Consider the following 19,170-nt stretch of genomic DNA (forward strand, 5'->3'; position numbering starts at 1 on the left):
CCATCGGAGCGTTGTGCGTCGTCGGCGGGCGTGGCGGTCGTGGGCCGCATGATCGGTGGCTGAACCTGGCTTCACCTCGCCGAAGGCGGTTGGTCAGCCGAGTCGTCGGTCGGTGTCGGACCCGGCACCGCGGACAACCCGGCTGTGTGCAGGCGGCGAGCACTGGTCGAGTGCTCGTGTCGAGACCGAAACGCAGACAAGCACGACGGGTGTTTCTCGACAGTCGTGAGCACCGTATACCCCATGGCAGCCTGCAGATCGACACCGCGAAGCAGTCCAGCGTCTGCCACGACCAACCATCCCGTCGTGCTCCAATTCGATCACGGCCGAGGGAACCTTTCAACCCATCCGGCGACCGGTCGGCACCGACACCAATGAGCGGTCGCCGCGCCGCGGCGTTATGCGTGTTCGTAGGGGATCTACCGCGGGGTCGGCGGCGTCTGCACTGTTTGGTTGCGGTCGCCCCAGGTCGCCCGGGCGCCGGAATCCCGATCCGCGACCACCGCCGCGCGAGCCACCGGCTTGCTGCGCCGCTCCCGGAGATGGACGGCCACCAGCAGCCCGGCGGCCAACCAGCATCGGCAGCACGAAATAGAGCAGAGTGTCACCCAGGTGGGTGCGGGTGTGCAGCGCCGGCGACCGCCCCACGCGCTTCTCCAGCCATTCACCCGCGTCGGTGGTCACCGGCGTCAGCGCCAAGGTGCGAGCGCCGCGCCCAGTCCGCCTTTCGACCGGATCGCCGGATGGATCCCGCGTGCGATCTCCTTGGTGTGACCTGCCGCAACGGTGCCGATCAGTTCAGTGCCCAGCCCGCAGGATCCAGGCACTGCACCTCGAGCCCTGCCCGCTCCCCACTGTTGCCCAGTCTCAACATCGGGTGAAGTACCGCTCTGCCGCGGATGTGGGCACGACCATTCCGGTCACCACGGAAGTGCCATGGGCCTCGAGCACCGAGCCGACGAGGTCGGCTGCGGGCCGGTCGAAGACCGATGTCATGGACGAACTCTCCTTCTCGGGTACCTGCGCGGACCATCGCCTCGAAGCCGGAGGTGTGCAACGCTTTTCATCGATGGGGTTGCTGTGCTTCTGACTGCTCGGGTCATGGCTTGCCTGCAGCGATCTCGGCGAGCTGGACTCGGGCGGCCTGAAGGGCGGCGGCACCAGCCGGGTGGGCATGGTCGGCGGGGGATAGGTCAGCGAATTCGGGCGGCTTTCATCGTCTTCATCGCATGGAGCAGGAATGCCGCGTGCTGTGCTGGAGTGCGACCGAAGGCAGGGTCGAAGCCGACGACGTGTTGTGCGGAGATGTTCTGCGGCTCAACGTACTTCATCAACCCTGCGGTTCCGTGGCGGCGTCCCAGCCCGGACTGCTTCATGCCGCCCATGGGTGCATCCTGCGAGGCGTAGGACGCGGCATAGCCCTCGTTGATGTTCACTGTGCCTGCTTGGATGCGAGCGGCGATACGGCGGGCCCGTTTGACGTCTTTGCTGAAAACCGCAGCATTCAAACCATATTCGGTGTCGTTGGCGAGCGCGATCGCCTCGTCCTCGGAGTCGAACGGTACGATCGTCACCACCGGACCGAAGGTCTCCTCGCGGTAGAGCTTCGCTGTCGGGGGTACATCAATGAGCACCGTGGGCTCATAGAAGTAAGGCCCGATATCCGGCCGAGCGGTACCGCCGGCGACGACCACCGCGCCCGCCGCCACCGCATCTTGCACGTGCGTCTTGACTCGGTCGAGTTGTTTCGCCGAGGTCAGTGATCCGATGCTGCCGGTGAATTCCATTGCAGCGCTGAGTGGTAGCGCGCGAATACGGGCACCGAAGGTGTCGATGAACTGTTGGTAGATCGCCTTGTCCACATAGATGCGTTCGATCGACACGCAGAGCTGCCCGGCATTAGCGAAACAGCCGCGTACAGCGGCGGCCGCGGTCGCTTCGATGTCCGCGTCGCGCAGAACCAGCATGGGGTTTTTGCCACCGAGCTCGAGGGAGCAGCCGGTGAGGTTCGCGGCGGCCCGGGTCGCAATTGCCTTGCCCGCAGCCGTGGATCCGGTGAAGCAGACGAAGTCGGCATTGTCGATCAACGTATCACCGATGTCGGCGGGCTGGCCGACAACGACCTGCCATAGGTCCGCCGGCAGTCCGGCCTCGATGAGGAGCATACGCGGCCACAGGCTGGACAGCGCGGTCTGTGTGTCGGGCTTGTGTACGACCGCGTTTCCCGCCAAGAGCGCCGGGATAACGTCCATCGTGAGCGACAGGGGATAGTTCCACGGCGTGATTGTGGTGACGACCCCTTTCGGGTGATAAGTCTCCCGGGTCTGGGTGAACAAAGGAAGCGCGCCAGCGCGTCGCTTGGGGGACAGCAACTTCGGCGCACGGCGGGCGAAGTAGAGGGTGGACCCTACGCCGTCCATCAGTTCCTCGAGTGCGTGAAGCCGGGCCTTGCCGGTTTCCCATTGGACGATGTCGAGAGCTTGGGCCTGCCGAGCGAGCATCAAGTCGTGGAATTTCAGGAACGGGGCCGCGCGCTGTTTTACCGGCACGGTGGCCCACCGGCGTTGCGCCGCACGAGCTCGGTCGAACGCCGCCTCGACATCCTTTGGCGTACTCTGCGGCACTGCTGCCAGCGTCCGGCCGTCCAACGGGGAAATGGTGGTCACCGGCGCCGCAGGACCCGTGACGCCGCGCATGAGCTGCTCGATCAAGGCATTCGGCAGGGCGTTCTCACCGACGGATCGCGCCGCCGTCATGCTCGATAGCTGATTCATTGTTCGCTCCTAGTCTGCGCTCATCAGCGTCTCTAGATATGAGGCTGATCACCATGTGCTAGCGCAACTCATTCGCCGCGCATGGGCTGTGCCGCAGCACAACCCATGCGCGGCGAGACGGGGCGTCGGGCTGGATGGAAACGACGGGCCGAAATCGCAACACGGCTTTCTGCGCGTCGGCTACGACCGATGCGTCACCGCGTGGCAGCAGTCGGACGTGTGGCCGCATCGGCGGCGCGGTTCGGCACGCACCAAGAGCCAGAAAGCGGCTCCGGCGGCTGTCGGACGGCGATGTCGAGGTCGGCGGATTTCCATTCCAGCGTTCTGTCGAAGTCGATCAGCGTGACAGGACGACCGACTGCATCATCGCCAGCAGGAGGGCGCCGCCGGCCTCGAGTCGTTGATCGGCGGTGCGGGGGTCGTCGCTTACTGTTTCGATGGTCGTCTTCAGGCCGTCGAAGGAGCCGACGAGGACGGTGGCGAGCACGTCCGGGTCGACTTCGCCGGACACCTCACCGATGTGCTGGGCGTCGCGAATGAGGTCGGCGACGCCGTCGATCCATCGGCGGGTCAGTTCCATGGCCAGGGTTCGGGTCGCCGGGACCTCGGCGAGGTTCTGGGCAAGGCGCGAGATGACCCAGGCGTCGGGGTCGTCACGGTGCAGGTCCAGCATGGCGGGCAGCAGCGCTTCCAGCCGCCGTAGCCCGGGGGGTGTCGTGGCCAGTCGTGCTTGTACCCGATCGAGCCATTGCGCGTGCTTCTCGGTGAGCACGGCAACGGCGAGGGCTTCCTTGCTCTCGAAATGAAAGTAGACCGAGCCCTTGGTCATCCTGCTCGCTTCGACCACGTCGGCCATGCGTGCCCGGTCGTAACCGACCTGCGCGAACACTGCGGCGGCGGCATCGAGGATCCGCTCTCGGGATGCCGCTCCATGTTCGGTCGGGCCCGGCGGGCGGCCGACGCGTCGCTGGGCCGGCGTGCTGCGGTGGGGGCTTGCCATGGCCTCATCATAGCGGTATTAATTAGACCGGCATGCAGGTTTAATTAAAGAGGTAGTGGTGGCCGGATACTTCGACCGACAGCGAGTACTGGTGACCGGGGCGTCATCGGGTATCGGACGCGCGTTCGCCGCGCGCGTCGCCGCCGACGGTGGTGACCTCGTTCTGGTCGCCCGGAGGGAGGCGGTATTGCGAGCACAGGCCGACGAACTACACGCGCAATTCGGTTCGAGCGTGGAGGTCATCCCCGCGGACCTCAGCGCCCCGGGCGCCGCCGTGGGCGTCGCGGAACTGCTCGCCCAGCGTGCGATCACCGTCGACGCGCTGGTCAACAACGCGGGACTCGGAATCCATGGCGACTTCGCTGATGCCGACCTCGGGGCGGTCTCGAGTCAGATCGCGGTGAACATCACCGCTTTGACCGAGCTCACCGCAATCCTGTTGCCCGGCATGATCGCTCGCGGACACGGAGCCGTCGTCAATGTGGCCAGTACCGCCGCGTTTCAGCCGGTTCCGCACATGGCGGTGTACGCGGCGACCAAGGCGTACGTGCTGTCCTTCACCCGCGCGCTCTGGTCCGAAACCCGCGGCACAGGGGTTCGGGTACTCGCCGTGAGCCCGGGTGCCACCGACACCGCATTTTTCGAGATCGCCGGCGAGGACGCCTCGGTCGGCAGCCGGCGTGCTCCCGAACAGGTTGTCGAAGCGGCCTTGCGGGCGCTCGGGTCCAACCGCCCGGACATCGTCGACGGCGCGGCGAACGCGTTGCTGGCGCGCATCGCCGGCCGAATTCCCGCCAAGTGGGCGATCGGGCTCGCCGAGCGTTCCGTCCGGCCGGAATCTCCTGTACCCCAAACCAATTGATCGATTCGGAAAGAGACACGACATGCTCATCCAACAGTTCGCCAGAGCGGCCGCGGCCGCGGTAAACAAGCACAGCGTCGATGAGGTCGTTGGCCTGTGGCGAGAGCCCGCCGCCTACGACTCACCCCTGACGGGTCCACAGCAAGGGCTGGCGGCGCTATCCGCCCGAGAGTCCGCGCTGTTCGACGGCTTCAGCGACCTCTCCGCCACTATCCAGCCCCTCGGGCAAGAGGGTTCCACTGGTGCCGCGCTGGTTCGCTTCGACGGTACCCACGACGGGCACTACGCGGGAATAGCGCCGAGCGGGAACACGATTGCCATCGAGATGGTCGCCGTCGTCACCTTCGACGACGACGGCTACGTCATCGGCGAACGCGTCTTCCTCGACACCGCGGCAGTCCTGCGTCAACTCAACGGATGCGCCGGCACCGGAACGACATAACCTCGCCGAATTCATCCTGACCGCACTGCCCGACGGATGCCGAATACACCGGTTATGCCTTTCACTGCACCCGTTGTCGTGTCGTTCCGGGGCGCAGCGACCCTGGCGATCGCCCGGTGTGGCGTTTGACGAGCCGGTGCAGCGTCGCCGGATCGGCCAAGCCGACGGCGGCGGCGATCTCCCCCAGTGGCAGGTGGGTGGTGCGGAGCAGATGAAGTGCGTGATCGAGACGAATCCGCTGGACGAGTTGCATCGGACTGAGGCCGACTGCCTGGCCGGTGCGCCGCGCCAATGTCCGCGGGCTGATGTTGCACGGGCAAATGCGCTGCCCGCCGTCCAGATCGGCCCGTCGTGCACCACCATTTCATCGATCACGACGCGGGCGCGGGGCGCGAGCTTCGCAAGCTCCGCGCCCAGCCACCATGTTGTGACGCAGCGGCGTTCGTCGAGCAGGCCGGTGGCCGCGAGCACGAACACGGCCGTGCAGGAGGGCCCTTGATGCGAGTTGCGTTGACTCCCGGCGCATTTGACGACGCGCAGAAAGCGCGCCTCGCTGCCGCGCTCACAGAGGCAGCGTGCCGCGCCGAATCGGTGCCCGACGAACCTGGACGCCGGATGCGTGCACTGGTGCTGTTCGAGGAGCTCGCACCAGGGTGCTTCTATTCGGCGGGACAGCAAGCCGAGGCGGCGGTCGCGGTCGTGTTCGTCGACTGGCAGTCAGTGGGCGCAGAACGGCGCGATCCGCCGCCTGCCGGGGGAGGCGCTCGGCTTGACGGTGGTGCGGGTTTCACGTTCTCGTGAGGGGCGATCTGCGGTGTGGATTGGGGTAGGCCGCTACTTCAACCGATCGCTTTTGCCCGGCCAAGACTGATTGCAGGGGCGGTTCAGTCCGCACGGTCCGTAGTAGTGGGGCGCTGATCCTGTGTGGCCGAGAACGGAGGTATGTGATGCGGCGCAACATGATTCGCAAGCATTGCTCGCGCTGGCAGTCCGAATGGGTGGTGGGGGACCCGTGCCGGGTTCGGGAAAGGTCACGGTAGGTGATGAGTGAGGACGAGCGGGATCGGTGGGCGTTGGATCGGCTGCCGTTCCCCTACGCGGAGGCGCTGCGGCTGCGCGCTGCCGGTGTCAGTGACGAGGTGATCGCGCAGGTGTTGGCCGTCGATGTCGATTCTGTGGGGTCGGTGTTGCAGATGGCCGAGGTGAAACTCGCCGCGATCCGCACCCAGGAGTGAGGATGACCGTAGGTGTGCGCAACCCGCTCCTGTCGCCGGTCGCGGTTGATTATTCTGAGGCGATGGTGGCCGCGTGGCCGTTGATCGGGCGGGCCGAGGAACTGGACCGGCTGCGGGAATCCACCGCGCCCGCCGCCGGTGGTTCGGTGCTGGTCGGCCCGGCCGGGGTCGGAAAGACACGGTTGGCGGGAGGGCCACCTGTTCCGCGCTTCCCAACGCACGGGCATCAACAGCCGCGAAGGGCTTGCCGCACTGATAGACCACCGCCCATGACACATCGAAACCGCCTACTCACAAGATCACGGCGGCTCAGGCGCGGGTCGGCGCGAACTGCGTAGATCGCCGGGGTTCGGTGCCAGTGTGCCCCGTTGTGTCGCATCCCTAGGGGTGTCAGACGTATTCGTGAGCAGTCCAGACCCGGTCGAGTCGTGTGCACCCGGTGTCCTCTCCGATTTGGCGTTGACGCAGTTTGATGCCGTTGACCAGCGCGAATGCTGCCAACTGATGAGCGCTGTGGTCCTGGAGGAAAGCACGTAATGAAACGAAGTTCCGACGTTGCCGCCCGAAATACGGCTGGACCTGCTGCTGATTCGAGTAACGCACGGGGCGGCATTCTCTGCCGCCGTTGGGTGCATGCGCTGGTGGTGTTCGCTGTTACCGCGGTCGCGGTCGCGGGGGCGCCGGTTGCGAGTGCGGATGCGCCGTCGTCGATTACCGGGTCGTGGGCCGAGGGTGACCGCACGGTGCAACTGCGTGTGTATTCGGCTGCGATGCAACAGGACGTCATGGTGAAGGTGCTGCGCCCGGCCGATCGGTCGACCCCGCGCCCGACGCTGTATCTGCTCAATGGCGGTGGTGGCGGGCAGGATTCGGCGACCTGGCAGAAGAACACCGATGTGCTGAAGTTCCTTGCCGACAAAGACGTGAATGTGGTTCAGCCGGTGGGCGGTAAGTGGAGCTACTACACCGATTGGCGTGCGCCCGATCCGAAACTTGGTCTGTACAAATGGAAGACGTTCCTGACCGAGGAGTTGCCGCCGCTGATCGATGCCGAGCTCGGCACGACCGGTGTCAATGCGATCGCCGGGCTTTCGACCTCGGGTACTTCGGTTTTGCAGTTGCCCATCGCGAAACCTGTTCTGTACCAGGCGGTTGCGGCCTACAGTGGCTGCGCGCAGATCAGTGATCCGATCGGGCAGCGGTTCGTCGAGCTCGCTGTCGAAGGTTGGGGCGGTGGCGATACGGTCAATATGTATGGGCCATCCAATGATCCGATGTGGGCGGCCAACGACCCCTATCTGCACGCCGACCAGCTGCGCGGCCTCCATCTGTTCATCTCGACGGGTACCGGCGTACCCGGCATGTACGACACCTACAACGGCGCGTATACGCAGCCCGGTCCGCGCGGCTTCTTCGATCAGCTGGTGCTGGGCGGTGTGATCGAGGCTGCGGTGAATTGGTGCACCCACAACATGCGTGATCGGCTGGACAGCCTTGGTATCCCCGCCACCTACGATTTTCAGCAGACCGGGACTCATTCGTGGGGGTATTGGCAAGAGGCGCTGAAGAATTCGTGGCCGGTGCTCGCCGATGGGTTGGGTCTGCCGCACTGAATACGGCGCGCCGTCTGAGCTCGAATTTTCCGATGCCATCGATGTCTATGCCGCGGCTTTCGCCGGCGCCGGAGATCTTCGTGCGCGACGGACACGGCATGGCCGAGGTGTCCGCACCATGGGTTCGGCGTCCGAATCCGAGTCGGGCAATGCGGGCCTGAAACTGCGCATCCTCGCGATCGATGAGTTGAGTTTGCGGCGGCCGCGGTGCAACGCATCTTCCGCGAGTACATGTTTCTCGTCCGAACGCCCGAGCGATCGGCCAGGGACTCGTAGGATCAAATGATGACGTTCCTCCGAGAATCTGAGGAACCTCCCGACCTCAGCAAGATCGAGAGGCGGGCATCGTCGGTCGCCCAGATGCTGGTCGAGCGGGTATCCGCGACTCCGGACGCGGAGGCGTTCCGATTCCCTGACGGCGAGGGCTGGACCAGCGTGTCCTGGCAGCAGGTCGGTGACCGGGTCAATATCCTCGCCGCCGGGTTGATCGCGCTGGGAGTCGAGGCTCAGGACCGGATCGCGCTCGTGTCGTCCACACGGTATGAATGGGTGCTCGTCGATTTCGCCGTGATGTGCGCTGGAGCGGCCACCACCACCGTGTACCCCACCACCAATGCCGCCGGCGTCACCTTCATCGTCGCCAACTCGGGCAGCCGTGTCGTTGTTGCCGAGAATCAGACCCAGGTCGACAAACTGATCGAGCACCGCGCCGAACTGCCCGACGTACAACAGGTGGTGATCGTCGACGGCGAGGGCGACGGAGACTGGGTGATCACTCTCGATGACCTCGAAGAGCGCGGACGGAAATTGCTTGCCGGATCGCCCGAGGCGGTGGTCGACCGCATCCGCGGGATCCGTCCCGAGCACTTGGGCAGCATCATGTACACCTCCGGCACGACCGGCACCCCGAAAGGGGTTCTACTACCGCATTCCGCATGGACCTACAGCGCCGCCGCGATCGATGCCCTGAACGTTCTCGGCCCGGACGACCTCAACTTCTTGTGGCTGCCGCTGTCCCACGCGTTCGGCAAGGTGATGTTGGCGCTGTCACCGCTGATCGGCTTTCCTACGGCAATCGACGGCCGGGTGGACAAGATCGTGGAGAACCTCGCGATACTCCACCCCACCATCGTGGGGGCCGCCCCCCGCATTTTCGAGAAGGCGCACGCGCGCATCGAAGGCATAGTGGCCGAAGAAGGCGGGATCAAGAAGAAGGTCTTCGACTGGGCGATCGGGGTGGGCCTCAAAGTCTCGCGTGCCACACAAGCCGGCGAGAAGCCGTCGCTGCTCGTTTCACTGGAGCACAAAATTGCGGACAGGCTGGTGCTGTCCACCATCCGTGAACGCTTCGGTGGGCGGCTGCGGTACTTCGTTTCGGCAGCGGCACCCCTGGACCGCGATGTCGCGCTGTGGTTCGACGCGATAGGCATCATCGTGCTCGAGGGCTACGGCCTGACCGAGACCGCCGCCGCCTCGTTCATCAACCGCCCAGGGGCATACCGGTTCGGCACTGTCGGTAAACCGTTCCCCGGCACCGAGGTCAAGATCGCCGAGGACGGCGAGATCCTGCTGAAAAGCCCGGGTGTGATGAGCGGCTATCACAACCGCCCGGACGCCACCGCCGAGGCTTTCGACGCGGAAGGCTGGTTCCGCACCGGCGACATCGGCGAGATCGACGCCGACGGTTTCCTGCACATCACCGATCGCAAGAAAGACTTGTTCAAGACTTCGCAAGGCAAGTACGTCGCACCGTCCGCGATCGCCGCGACGTTCAAGGGACTCTGTCCGTATGCCGGAGAACTCATCGTCTACGGCGAGACACGACCCTATTGCGTCGCGTTGGTCGGTCTCGACGCCCAAGCCATCACCGAGTGGGCCGACAAGCACGGCCTAGCCGACCGGCCGCTCGCCGAAATCGCGCGGGACGAGCAGACCCACGACGTGATCGCCGGCTACATCAATGACCTGAACGCCCAACTCAATCGCTGGGAACAGATCAAGAGATTCGGCATCATCGACCGTGAACTGTCCATCGAGGCAGGTGATCTCACACCGAGTATGAAGCTGCGCCGCAGAATAGTCGTCGACAGTCTCGCGGACCGCATCGACGCCCTCTATGACTGAGGGCGAACGATGGAGCGCGGTTCAGGGTCGGGCGATGATGAGTGGGCAGTCGGTGGCGTGCAGGACGGCTTGGCTGACCGAGCCGAGTGTCATACCCGCGAAGCCGCCGCGGCCGTGGCTGCCGACCACGATCAGTTGGGCGTCTTCGGATTCGGCGAGGAGGCGTCGGGCGGGCCGGTCCTCGGCGACCACTCGCTGCACCTCGAGGTCGGGGTACTGCTCCGCGTAACCGGCGAGGCTCTCGGACAGCAGTTCTTCGGCCTCTTTCTGCATGTCGGCGCGGGCGATGTAGCGGTTGAATTCGGACCAGGCGAGTACTGCTCGCACCGCGACATTGCGATTGACGGCCTCGTCGAATGCGATTCCGATGGCGCGGACACTGGCAGGGGAGCCGTCGATGCCGACCAGCACCGGACCGAGCAGCCGATCCGGCGTGTAGTTCTCGGGTTCGGGGATGACCGCGACCGGGCAGTGCGCGTGGCGGGCCACGGCGGTGCTCACCGAGCCGAGTAGGCCGCGGCGGAACGCGCCGAGACCACGGGTGCCGACGACCAGCATGCGGGCGTCTTTGGATCGGTCGAGCAGGACCGGGATCGGCGGCGCTTCGACCACGAAGGTGCTGATGTCGAGATCGCCGACGGGTGCGGCCGCGGCGGTGGCGAATTCGCTTGCGGCGGCAACGGCCGAGGCACCGGCGGCTCGATAGACGTCGTAATCGATCTGGTCGAAGGCGATTCCGGGACCGAAGTCCATCGGGGCGCCGATGCCGTACACGATGTGCAGGGGGGCGCGGTGGTGGACGGCGTCGACGGCGGCCCAGCGCACGGCCTCGGCGGCGGCGTCGGAGCCGTCGACACCGACGAGCACGGGGGGATTGATGGCGTTGGCGGACATGTGAATTCGTTGCCCTTCTGGATGGCTGGATCGGTGCTTACTGTGGGTGGACGACCATGACCGGGCAGTGCGCGGTCTGCACCAGTGCGTTGCTGGTGGAGCCGAGCAGCAGTCCGCGGAAACCACCGCGACCTCGGCTGCCGAGTACGAGCAGCTGTGCCGACTTCGACCACTCCAGCAGTGCCCGCCGCGGGCCCGACAGATAGACCTTGCGGATGACCTGCACGTCCGGGTACTTCTCCTGCCAGCCCGCGAGTTGTTCGGCGAGGATTGCCTGTCCGGCGGTCTCGGCGTCGCGGTCGGTGATGGCGCACGGGAGCCCGGCGAAGCGGTCGTAGTACAAATCGCTCCAGGCGTGCACCGCGACGAGCTGGGTGTTGCGTTCGCTGGCTTCGGCGAACGCGGCCGCGATGGCGGCCGAGCTGACCGGCCCGCCGTCAGCGCCGACCACGACCGGGCCGATGCGCCGGGTCTGCTGTTCGGTGCCGGTGTCACGGACCACCACGATCGGACCGCGGCCATGGCTGGCGACCGCGAGCAGGGTCGATCCGAGATGGCTCAGGGTGCCGCCCGATCCGGCCGCCCCGATCGCGACCAGATGTGCCGTTTCCGACAGCTCGATCAGCAGGTGGGCCGGATTGGCTTCGGAGACTTCGGTTTCCACGGTAAGGGTCGGATCCACCTGGTGGGCGAGGCGGCACGCCGTGCGCACGAGGTCCGCACCTTCGCGGCGGATCGCATTGATCACCGGGGGCATGATCACGTCGTAGATCCCATAGACGGCTCCGGCGGCGGCGAGGTCGAGGCCGTGCACGATCCGCAGGCCGCGGCCCCGCTGTGACGCCGTCTCGGCGGCCCATCGGACGGCGAGGTCGGCGGCTTCGGAGCCGTCGATGCCGACCACTATTTCGGCCGCCGCCAGCCGGTGCGGATCATCGTGGTGCTGGGTGGTCATGAACAGTGTCCCTTCGGATTCCGAGAAATCGGCTACCCGAAGATTAGGAATCCGAGGCGGCCCGGCACGCCTGGCGTTGGTCCCGAACCGCAGGGCACAAAGGCCGCTCCTGTCGTAGCTGATTCGGCATGCGGGTCCTGCGTGGTGACACACGGGTGCCACCCCGGTTAAAGGCGCCCCCTCCCGGGGGACTGTGCGTGCCGTAGCGGCAGAAGTCAGGGCAGCGGCGCCGACCAGCGCAACACCGTGCCCGCCTCCGCGCCTTTGGTCACGCTGAAGCTGCCACCCGCCTGTTCGGCGCGCGTGGCCAGATTCGCCAATCCGCTCATGCGGTTGATGTCGTCGGGGATGCCGATGCCGTCGTCGGTTACTTCGATGGTGACGTCATCGCCTACGCGCAGATGGACCGTCACCGTTGTGGCGTGCGCGTGCCGCACCGCGTTGCTGACTGCTTCGCGCAGTACCGCCTCGACATCTTCGGACAGTGGCGGCGCCAGCACGGAGACCGGGCCGGCGAGTCGAATCGTGGTGCGCAGACCGCTTTCCCCGATCATGTCGGCGATGACGGCGTGCAAGCGTTTGCGCAGCGTCGGGGCGTCCGCGGTGGTGCCGTTGTGCAGGTCGAAGATCGAGTGCCGGATGTCCTGGACGATCGATTGGATGTCGGCGATGGTGTCGGTGAGACGGGATTTGACCTCGGGTGCGCGGGCTCGCTGCGCTGTGCCCTGCAGTGAGAGGCCGACTGCGAACAGCCGTTGGATGACGTGGTCGTGCAGGTCGCGGGCGATACGGTCGCGGTCGGAGAGCACGTCGAGTTCGCGCATCCGTCGCTGGGTGGTCGCCTGCTGCAAGGCCAGCGCGGCCTGATCGGAGAAGGCGGCCATCATCGACTGTCCGGCCTCGTCCAATGGCTGTGCACCGGGCGGTTGTACGGTGGCGAGCACGCCGATGACCGAATCCTTGGCCCGCAGCGGAAGGATCAGCGCGGGCCCGAATTTCGAGGGCTCGTAGAAGACCGGCCGGAAGCGCAGTTCGTCGACCGCGATGAACTGGCCGGATCGGAACGCTTCGCCGGAATTCGATTCGCCCATCGGGATGCGCTCGCCGAGCAGTTCGTCGGCGCCGACGCCTGCGGCCGCGGCGACCACTAGTTCGGTGATGTCCTCGGTGGGGATGTCGGGGTCCTCGGGCAGGGCGAGGAAGGTGCACGCCGACTGGCTGAGCGTGAGGGCCCGGTTGGCGACCAGTTCGAGTGCGGTGTCGGGTTCGCCGCCTGCGAGCAGTTCGGTGGCCACATCGCGATTGGCTTCCAGCCATTGCTGACGGATGCGGGATTGCTCGTAGAGGCGGGCGTTGGCGATGGCGATACCCGCGGCGGCGGCCAGCGCCTGCACCACGACCTCATCGTCCTCGGTGAATTCCTGACCACCGGCCTTCTCGGTCAAATACAGGTTGCCGAACACCTCGTTGCGAACCTTCACCGGAACGCCGAGGAAGGTGCGCATCGGCGGGTGGTGGGCCGGGAAGCCGACCGAGGACGGATGTTTCGAAAGGTTGGTCAACCGAAGGGGTTTGGGCTCCTCGATCAGCAGGCCGAGGACACCGTGACCGCGCGGCAGATCGCCGATCATGACCCGGGTTCGGTCGTCGATGCCCTCGTAGACGAATTCGGCGAGCTGATGGCTGTTCTTATCGGTTTCGCGCACGCCCAGCGCCCCGTATTCGGCGTCGACCAATTCGATGGCGGTGTGCACGATCGAGCGCAGGGTGTTGTCCAGGTCCAGTCCGGTGGTGACGACCAGCAAGGCCTCGATCAGGCGGTCCATTTGGTCGCGGACGCCGACGATCTGGGCGATCCGGTCCTGAGCTTCCCCGAGCAATTCACGCAGCCGCAGCTGAGCCAGGGTTTCCGTCACCGGGGTTTGGCGGGGGCCGGTGGACTTGCCATCCATACCCCCCATTTTGGCATGATCATCTACCCCATGCGGCGCCGTGTAAACCTCTGGCCGGGATCATTCCCGTTTCTTCTTGGTGGGCGCGTTGAGTTCGGAGGCCAGCACCGCGGCCTGGGTGTATGCGTGGTCGCCGTGATGTCGGCGGGCGGCTTCCGGGAAGGCCCGCACGAGTCGGGTCCGGGTTCGGCCGCCCGGGATCTCGACGCGCCACTGCCATGGCTGAGTGTTGTGTACCGAGGGCGTCCGCACGGCCAGCGCCAGCGCAGCCCGCACGGTGTCGGCATCGGGATGCTTACTGCTCAGAGCCTGGGGTTCGCCAGAGCCGACCGACAGGACGCCAGCCCATCGGCTTGTGGTCTTTCGGCTCTTCGGCGGCCGAGACGCCGGGTGGGAGCGTAGCAGGGGACGCCACTCGTCCAAGGGCTCGCTGTGGCCGAAAATGTCACATCCACACGATCCTTTGCCTATCGAATGACGAAGGTCGATCTGGTAGGCGCCGGAAGACCCTGTCAGGCCGAGCGGATTCTGCGGACCGTGATGTTATGACCACTGACGACTCCGACCGCACGGTCGAGACGGTGCTCATCGTCTACGCGACCGTCCATGGCTGCACCGCCGAGATCGCCGAGTTCATCGCGACACGCATGCGGGACAAGGGCTTGTCCGCGCGCGTCGTGTCTGTGGACGAGGATCCCGACCCGACGCGTTTCGACGAGGTGGTGCTCGGCAGCGCGATTCACTATCGCGCATTCCTGCCCGGATTCTCCGACTACATCGATCGGCACTGTCTGGCACTGCGAGTGCGCCCGGCGTGGCTGTTCAGCGTGGGCTTTGGCCCGGCGATACCCGGTCTCCTTGGTTTCGTGCTGCGGCACTACACTCCGGGTGCGATTGTTAGAGTTCGAAATCAGCTGTGCCCGTGGGGATTCGGGCGGTTCGCGGGAGAAGTCCCGCACCCGGACAGCCTCCCGACACGGGTGATCATGTGGCTGCTCGGCTGCGGGTTCGGGGATTTGCGCGACTGGCCTGCGATCGCCGCATGGACCGATGCCATCACCGCAGCGATCGTTGCCGAGCGCCAACGCATCGAATTCCAGACCGTGCGCGTGACCGACCGCTCGTGACAGGCCAGTGATGTCCACAGCGAGTACCACTGTCTCCATCCGCGAACTCGGCACCGGCGACGTGGACGCGCTGCGGGAGCTACACGCCGGACTGGACGAGCAGGACACCTACCTCCGATTCTTCGGGGCCGCACCCGAAGACCTCGGCAAGGTGGCTGCAGCCATAGCCGAGAACGATCCGACGCACTGCGCCGTGGGTGCCTTCATCAGCGGCCGACTGGTGGGGGTCGCGAATTTCGTCGCACTCGCACAGCCCGGAACAGCTGAGATAGCGATGGTCGTCGCGCACGATGAACAAGCCCACGGTATCGGCACCGATTTGCTGCACCGACTCGCCGACCTGGCTCGCGAACGCGGTGTCGAACGATTCGTCGCGGACGTGCTGTCGACGAACTCGAAAATGATGCAACTGATCATCGACTCCGACTTTCCGGTTGGCGCTCAACGGCACGGCAGCATCGTCCGAGTCGCCGTCCAGCTTTGATCCACCGTGCCCAGCAGGGTTTCGGCGCCCAGGTCGATCGCGAGGATCTGCAACACCGGCGTACCGATGCCCGACCGACCTCGCGGAACGGAAGCTCGGGCAGTGGTTGTCACTATCCCGAAACACCGCGCGGACCGTTCGACTCCGGGCATTCGGTCGACTCATCGCCCTGTCACCCGATGGAAAGGTTGAACCCGGTTGTCGACGGTCCGGTCGAGCTCGGCCTCAGAATTGATGCGCGATCCGGTCGGCCCCGGTATGTGCGAGGCGTTCGCCCCAAGCGCGAGCGCATTCCAGCGCACCTGCGGCCAATGGTCCGGTCACGCCGTCGACGAAGAAGTCCACCGGCTCGTCGACGAGTTCATAACCCAAGTGCCGCAATCGCTTACCGGCGCTGCGGGCGGCCGACCCCGGCATCCACGACGGCTTTACGGGCTTGGTGCCGAAGGCCGCGGCCTGGGCACCCGCTGCCACCGGCAGCGCCCGGGCGAGCCATTCTCGGATGCCGGTCTCGACCGGGACCAGCGCGTCGGTCCGTTGCGCAGCATCACGGCGGGTCCGGGGTCGGCTGAGCCCGAGCATATGTGTCGGCCCGCCCACCACCAACAGATCCGCAGTCGGCTGGGGCAGCTCCGCGGCGGCCGCCACGTTGAGCAGCTCCACGGTGGCGTACTCGCTGAGCCCCTGAGCGATGGCGGCGGCGATGGCGGCGGTGTTGCCGAACATCGATTCGTAGATGACCCGCGCCAGCATGTCGGTCTCCTTGTACTGCGGAAGCTGGGTGAAGGTGAGATCAACGCTACGGGCGAACGGTACCGCCGAACAGGGCCGAACCGACGCTTACCCGGGGACCTTCGGACATCCGAGGGAGTTCCCGATGACTTTCGGCCGTCGCGTCCGGGCCCACGGCGCACAATGCTGGAACGGTGCTGGCACGTTTCTTCCTGGGCTGCGGCAATTCGATGGCTACCAGCGGGCGTGGCTTCGGTCCGATGTGGTCGCCGGTATCACTGTGGGCGCGTATCTCGTTCCGCAAGTGATGGCTTACGCGACCGTGGCGGGCTTGCCGCCGGTGGTCGGGCTGTGGGCGGCGATCGGGTCGCTGGCTGTCTACACCTTGTTCGCTATTTCGCGGCAGCTGTCGGTGGGGCCCGAGTCGACAACCGCGTTGCTGACGGCGGTCGCGCTGGCCCCGCTCGCGCTCGGCGATCCGGACCGCTACGCGGCGCTCGCGGCGGTGCTCGCCGCGCTGTGCCTGATCGGTGCGGTGGCCCGGCTCGGCGTACTCGCCGACCTGCTGTCCAAACCGGTTCTGGTGGGATATCTGGCCGGAACCGCGGGAATGATGATCGCCGGACAACTCGGGCGGGTGACCGGTGTGCCGGTCCAGGGGGAGTCGTTTCTTGCCCAATTGAGTTCGTTCGCCGCAGGATTGCAGCAGTGGCATTGGCAGACCAGCGTGCTCGCCGCGGCGGTTCTCGCCGGACTGCTGCTACTGGCCTGGCGGATGCCACGCGTGCCGGGACCGCTGGTAGTGGTGCTGCTGGCCACCGCGGCAGTGACGATGTCCTCGTTGCGGCAGTACGGCATCGAGGTCGTCGGGGCGATCCCGCCCGGGATTCCCGTGCCCGGACTGTCCGGTGTGGCGGCAGCGGATATCACGCAGCTGATTCTGCCCGCGGTCGGCATCGCTGTGGTCGGCTTCTCCGACAATGCGCTCACCGCGCGGGCCTTCGCGGCTCGCCACGGTGCGCATGTCGAGGTGAACACCGAACTCGCCGCGCTGGGCGCGACCAATGTGGCGGCCGGACTGCTGCACGGTTTCCCGGTGAGCTGTAGCGGCAGCCGAACCACGATCGCGGATGTTATGGGCGCGCGCACGCAGCTGTATTCCGTTGTGGCACTGTGCGGTTTATTCGCGGTACTGCTCGGCGCGCGAGGTATTCTGGCGGCCTTTCCCAAGGCGGCGCTCGGTGCGCTCGTCATCTACGCGGCATTGCGCTTGATCGACCTGGCCGAATTCCGGCGGATCGCCCGGTTCCGGCGCAGTGAACTTGATTTTGGCGCTCGGCACGGTCGTCGCGGTACTGGCGCTCGGCGTACTGTACGGCGTACTGGTGGCAATCGCGCTGTCGGTCTTCGACCTCATGCGCCGGATCGCGCGCGCCCACGACGCCATTCTCGGATTCGTTCCCGGGCTCGCGGGCATGCACGACGTGGATGACTATCCGGAGGCGAAACCCGCTCCCGGACTGGTGATCTACCGCTACGACGCGCCGCTGTGCTTCGCCAATGCCGAGGACTTCCGGCGCCGCGCACTCGCGGCGGTCGAATCGTGGACCGAGCATGGTGGACGGCCGGTGCGCTGGTTCGTGCTCAACGCCGAGGCCAATGTGGAGGTGGACCTCACTGCGCTCGACGCGGTCGAACAACTCCGATCGGAGCTGGCGGAGCGCGGTATCGTCTTCGCGATGGCGCGCGTCAAACAGGATCTGCGCGACGACCTCGTCGCCGCGGGACTAACCGCCAAAATCGGTGACCAGCACCTCTATCCAACCTTGCCGACCGCGATCGAGGCCTTTCGGGCCGAGCAGGATGGGGGGTCGGATGACCCGCATGGTGGATGACCTTCTTCTCTGTCCGAGGGATCGGCAGGCGTAGGAGGCAGTGCCTACCGACGGGGCTCGCAGGCTTCGGCCAACGCTATCCGGACGTCGTGGTGCATCGGATCACCGTGGCCGACAGGCCCGTTCGCGCTCTGCCCGACCAGTTCGGGACCGCGCAGCTGGTTGTCGTCGGTAGTCACGGTCGCGGCGGATGCACGAGTATGCTGCTCGGCTCGACCAGCAACACCCTCCTGCATGCGGTAGAGGTCCCGATGATCGTGGTCCGCGCGCACTGAGCGGAGATCAGCCGCGGCGAGCGAGTCGGCGCAGGCGTTCGTGCTCGAGGACGAACAGTGTGACGCTGGTGATGAAGCACAGCGCGGTGACGATGGCCCCGAGGGCGGTCCAGCCCGCGAATCCATAGCCGGCCGCGGTGAGGGTGGATGCCAGGCCCACAACTCCGGCGATGAAGACCACGATGCCGGGGATGTTGTACGGGTCGGCGAGGCTTTCGCCGGGCTTGCTGTGGTACGGCTCGCCGGATGTCCTGTCGCTCATGATATTTCCTCCGGTGTCGGTTGCGATCGGGGCGCGGCGGGGCGGTTTCGCCGCGGCCCATCGATCACCCTGCCCGCGCGGGGGCCGTGCGGGCAGGGGCGTTGGTCCTGTGGGAATCGGACCAAGGTCATATTTCCCGCCGACCTGGTCCACATCAGCGAGTCGCAATGCGTCCGAACCCGTCGCATTGTCGACGGTGTCGACTCGGACCTCACGAAATATCCTGGGCGTGAGCGTCTCTCGAACTCAGAGCCGATAAGATCCCGGCTTCAACAGCGTTGCGACCTTCGGGGCAGGCCGGCCATACCTCCGGGCAGGGCGTGAGCGTCGTCGACTGCGGCTGCGGCAGGGCCAGCGATTGCGCGATCATCGATGACCAGGTGCGGATAGCGCCCAAGTCACGCAGACTGCGCTGACAGCCGCCCATGAGGTGGTAGAGCGTGCGTGCCGCAGCGAGACCCCGGCGCGCTCGCAATGCCCGGCGAAGGCTCGAGTCCAACGTCGACCTGGTCCAATTGTGCGGCAGCGTGTTCTTGCTCATCGT

Annotated in this window: 17 protein-coding genes and 3 pseudogenes; 10 read left to right on the forward strand and 10 right to left on the reverse strand. The window is 66.0% G+C overall.

From position 1 onward, the window contains the following. Positions 1–867 precede the first annotated feature (867 nt). From ACQP2D_RS16525 to ACQP2D_RS16535, 3 genes are all read right to left on the reverse strand, one after another. Complete coding sequence (locus tag ACQP2D_RS16525) at positions 868–996, reverse strand: hypothetical protein (RefSeq protein WP_433684573.1); 129 nt, start codon at positions 994–996, stop codon at positions 868–870. Positions 997–1,193: 197 nt separating this feature from the next. After that, on the reverse strand, positions 1,194–2,774 hold the full coding sequence (locus ACQP2D_RS16530; protein ID WP_433684574.1) for a succinic semialdehyde dehydrogenase: 1,581 nt from the start codon (positions 2,772–2,774) through the stop codon (positions 1,194–1,196). A 337-nt stretch (positions 2,775–3,111) separates the two neighbouring features. Beyond that, on the reverse strand, positions 3,112–3,774 hold the full coding sequence (locus ACQP2D_RS16535; RefSeq protein WP_433684575.1) for a TetR family transcriptional regulator: 663 nt from the start codon (positions 3,772–3,774) through the stop codon (positions 3,112–3,114). A gap of 58 nt (positions 3,775–3,832) precedes the next feature. On the opposite strand from ACQP2D_RS16535, the gene ACQP2D_RS16540 reads away from it, so the two are divergent. Beyond that, positions 3,833–4,636, forward strand: a complete 804-nt coding sequence (locus ACQP2D_RS16540; protein WP_433684576.1) for an SDR family NAD(P)-dependent oxidoreductase — start codon at positions 3,833–3,835, stop codon at positions 4,634–4,636. A gap of 22 nt (positions 4,637–4,658) precedes the next feature. Next, entirely contained in the window at positions 4,659–5,078 is a 420-nt protein-coding gene (locus tag ACQP2D_RS16545; RefSeq protein WP_433684577.1) for an ester cyclase, read from the forward strand. Positions 5,079–5,139: 61 nt separating this feature from the next. Here the strand turns inward: ACQP2D_RS16545 and ACQP2D_RS16550 are convergent, their stop codons facing one another. Next, positions 5,140–5,418, reverse strand: coding sequence for a helix-turn-helix transcriptional regulator (locus ACQP2D_RS16550; protein WP_433685674.1), 279 nt, complete (start codon positions 5,416–5,418; stop codon positions 5,140–5,142). Positions 5,419–5,429: 11 nt separating this feature from the next. Here ACQP2D_RS16550 and ACQP2D_RS16555 point away from each other — a divergent pair, with 11 nt between their 5' ends. The 4 genes from ACQP2D_RS16555 to ACQP2D_RS16570 all read left to right on the forward strand — a co-directional run bounded on the left by ACQP2D_RS16555 (position 5,430) and on the right by ACQP2D_RS16570 (position 10,050). Further along, positions 5,430–5,879 (forward strand): tautomerase family protein, encoded by a 450-nt coding sequence (locus ACQP2D_RS16555; RefSeq protein WP_433684578.1) that lies wholly within the window; start codon positions 5,430–5,432, stop codon positions 5,877–5,879. 242 nt (positions 5,880–6,121) lie between these two features. Then, positions 6,122–6,313, forward strand: coding sequence for a hypothetical protein (locus tag ACQP2D_RS16560; protein ID WP_433684579.1), 192 nt, complete (start codon positions 6,122–6,124; stop codon positions 6,311–6,313). A 641-nt stretch (positions 6,314–6,954) separates the two neighbouring features. Next, positions 6,955–7,926 carry an alpha/beta hydrolase gene (locus tag ACQP2D_RS16565; protein WP_433684580.1) on the forward strand — a complete coding sequence of 324 codons (972 nt, stop codon included), beginning with the start codon at positions 6,955–6,957 and terminating at the stop codon, positions 7,924–7,926. 285 nt (positions 7,927–8,211) lie between these two features. Next, entirely contained in the window at positions 8,212–10,050 is a 1,839-nt protein-coding gene (locus tag ACQP2D_RS16570; protein ID WP_433684581.1) for an AMP-dependent synthetase/ligase, read from the forward strand. A gap of 21 nt (positions 10,051–10,071) precedes the next feature. Here the strand turns inward: ACQP2D_RS16570 and ACQP2D_RS16575 are convergent, their stop codons facing one another. From ACQP2D_RS16575 to ACQP2D_RS16590, 4 genes and pseudogenes are all read right to left on the reverse strand, one after another. Next, the gene (locus ACQP2D_RS16575; RefSeq protein WP_433684582.1) at positions 10,072–10,944 is read right to left on the reverse strand and encodes a universal stress protein; all 873 of its coding nucleotides are present in this window, start codon (positions 10,942–10,944) and stop codon (positions 10,072–10,074) included. 37 nt (positions 10,945–10,981) lie between these two features. Next, positions 10,982–11,899: a universal stress protein gene (locus tag ACQP2D_RS16580; RefSeq protein ID WP_433684583.1), complete on the reverse strand. Its 918-nt coding sequence runs from the start codon at positions 11,897–11,899 to the stop codon at positions 10,982–10,984. Positions 11,900–12,114: 215 nt separating this feature from the next. Continuing rightward, a complete protein-coding gene (locus ACQP2D_RS16585) occupies positions 12,115–13,851 on the reverse strand; it encodes a sensor histidine kinase (RefSeq protein ID WP_433684584.1) in 1,737 nt (578 codons plus the stop codon). 192 nt (positions 13,852–14,043) lie between these two features. Next, positions 14,044–14,157, reverse strand: a pseudogene (locus ACQP2D_RS16590) (Acg family FMN-binding oxidoreductase); the annotation flags it as partial. A 239-nt stretch (positions 14,158–14,396) separates the two neighbouring features. Between ACQP2D_RS16590 and ACQP2D_RS16595 the strand changes: the two are divergent. Then, positions 14,397–14,978, forward strand: a complete 582-nt coding sequence (locus tag ACQP2D_RS16595) for a flavodoxin domain-containing protein (protein WP_433684585.1) — start codon at positions 14,397–14,399, stop codon at positions 14,976–14,978. Positions 14,979–14,988: 10 nt separating this feature from the next. Beyond that, the gene (locus ACQP2D_RS16600) at positions 14,989–15,462 is read left to right on the forward strand and encodes an N-acetyltransferase family protein (protein WP_433684586.1); all 474 of its coding nucleotides are present in this window, start codon (positions 14,989–14,991) and stop codon (positions 15,460–15,462) included. A gap of 225 nt (positions 15,463–15,687) precedes the next feature. On the opposite strand, the gene ACQP2D_RS16605 is transcribed toward ACQP2D_RS16600, so the two are convergent. Then, positions 15,688–16,215 (reverse strand): flavodoxin domain-containing protein, encoded by a 528-nt coding sequence (locus ACQP2D_RS16605; protein WP_433684587.1) that lies wholly within the window; start codon positions 16,213–16,215, stop codon positions 15,688–15,690. A gap of 124 nt (positions 16,216–16,339) precedes the next feature. Here ACQP2D_RS16605 and ACQP2D_RS16610 point away from each other — a divergent pair. Both ACQP2D_RS16610 and ACQP2D_RS16615 read left to right on the forward strand, forming a co-directional pair. Further along, a pseudogene (locus ACQP2D_RS16610) lies at positions 16,340–18,089 on the forward strand (SulP family inorganic anion transporter). A gap of 56 nt (positions 18,090–18,145) precedes the next feature. After that, a pseudogene (locus tag ACQP2D_RS16615) lies at positions 18,146–18,364 on the forward strand (universal stress protein); the annotation flags it as partial. A 7-nt stretch (positions 18,365–18,371) separates the two neighbouring features. Here the strand turns inward: ACQP2D_RS16615 and ACQP2D_RS16620 are convergent. Next, entirely contained in the window at positions 18,372–18,626 is a 255-nt protein-coding gene (locus ACQP2D_RS16620; RefSeq protein ID WP_433684588.1) for a hypothetical protein, read from the reverse strand. Positions 18,627–19,170: the final 544 nt, after the last annotated feature.

Origin of the sequence: Nocardia sp. CA-119907 (assembly GCF_050955995.1) — a bacterium.
In the GTDB taxonomy this organism is placed as follows: domain Bacteria; phylum Actinomycetota; class Actinomycetes; order Mycobacteriales; family Mycobacteriaceae; genus Nocardia.

Excerpts from the sequence above, each read along its gene's own strand:
- ACQP2D_RS16580 (WP_433684583.1), bottom strand. The coding sequence starts at position 11,899 with ATGACCACCCAGCACCACGATGATCCGCACCGGCTGGCGGCGGCCGAA.
- ACQP2D_RS16600 (WP_433684586.1), top strand. The coding sequence starts at position 14,989 with ATGTCCACAGCGAGTACCACTGTCTCCATCCGCGAACTCGGCACCGGC.
- ACQP2D_RS16560 (WP_433684579.1), top strand. The coding sequence starts at position 6,122 with ATGAGTGAGGACGAGCGGGATCGGTGGGCGTTGGATCGGCTGCCGTTC.
- ACQP2D_RS16525 (WP_433684573.1), bottom strand. The coding sequence starts at position 996 with ATGACATCGGTCTTCGACCGGCCCGCAGCCGACCTCGTCGGCTCGGTG.
- ACQP2D_RS16605 (WP_433684587.1), bottom strand. The coding sequence starts at position 16,215 with ATGCTGGCGCGGGTCATCTACGAATCGATGTTCGGCAACACCGCCGCC.
- ACQP2D_RS16545 (WP_433684577.1), top strand. The coding sequence starts at position 4,659 with ATGCTCATCCAACAGTTCGCCAGAGCGGCCGCGGCCGCGGTAAACAAG.
- ACQP2D_RS16535 (WP_433684575.1), bottom strand. The coding sequence starts at position 3,774 with ATGGCAAGCCCCCACCGCAGCACGCCGGCCCAGCGACGCGTCGGCCGC.
- ACQP2D_RS16570 (WP_433684581.1), top strand. The coding sequence starts at position 8,212 with ATGACGTTCCTCCGAGAATCTGAGGAACCTCCCGACCTCAGCAAGATC.
- ACQP2D_RS16585 (WP_433684584.1), bottom strand. The coding sequence starts at position 13,851 with ATGGATGGCAAGTCCACCGGCCCCCGCCAAACCCCGGTGACGGAAACC.
- ACQP2D_RS16595 (WP_433684585.1), top strand. The coding sequence starts at position 14,397 with ATGACCACTGACGACTCCGACCGCACGGTCGAGACGGTGCTCATCGTC.
- ACQP2D_RS16575 (WP_433684582.1), bottom strand. The coding sequence starts at position 10,944 with ATGTCCGCCAACGCCATCAATCCCCCCGTGCTCGTCGGTGTCGACGGC.
- ACQP2D_RS16530 (WP_433684574.1), bottom strand. The coding sequence starts at position 2,774 with ATGAATCAGCTATCGAGCATGACGGCGGCGCGATCCGTCGGTGAGAAC.
- ACQP2D_RS16620 (WP_433684588.1), bottom strand. The coding sequence starts at position 18,626 with ATGAGCGACAGGACATCCGGCGAGCCGTACCACAGCAAGCCCGGCGAA.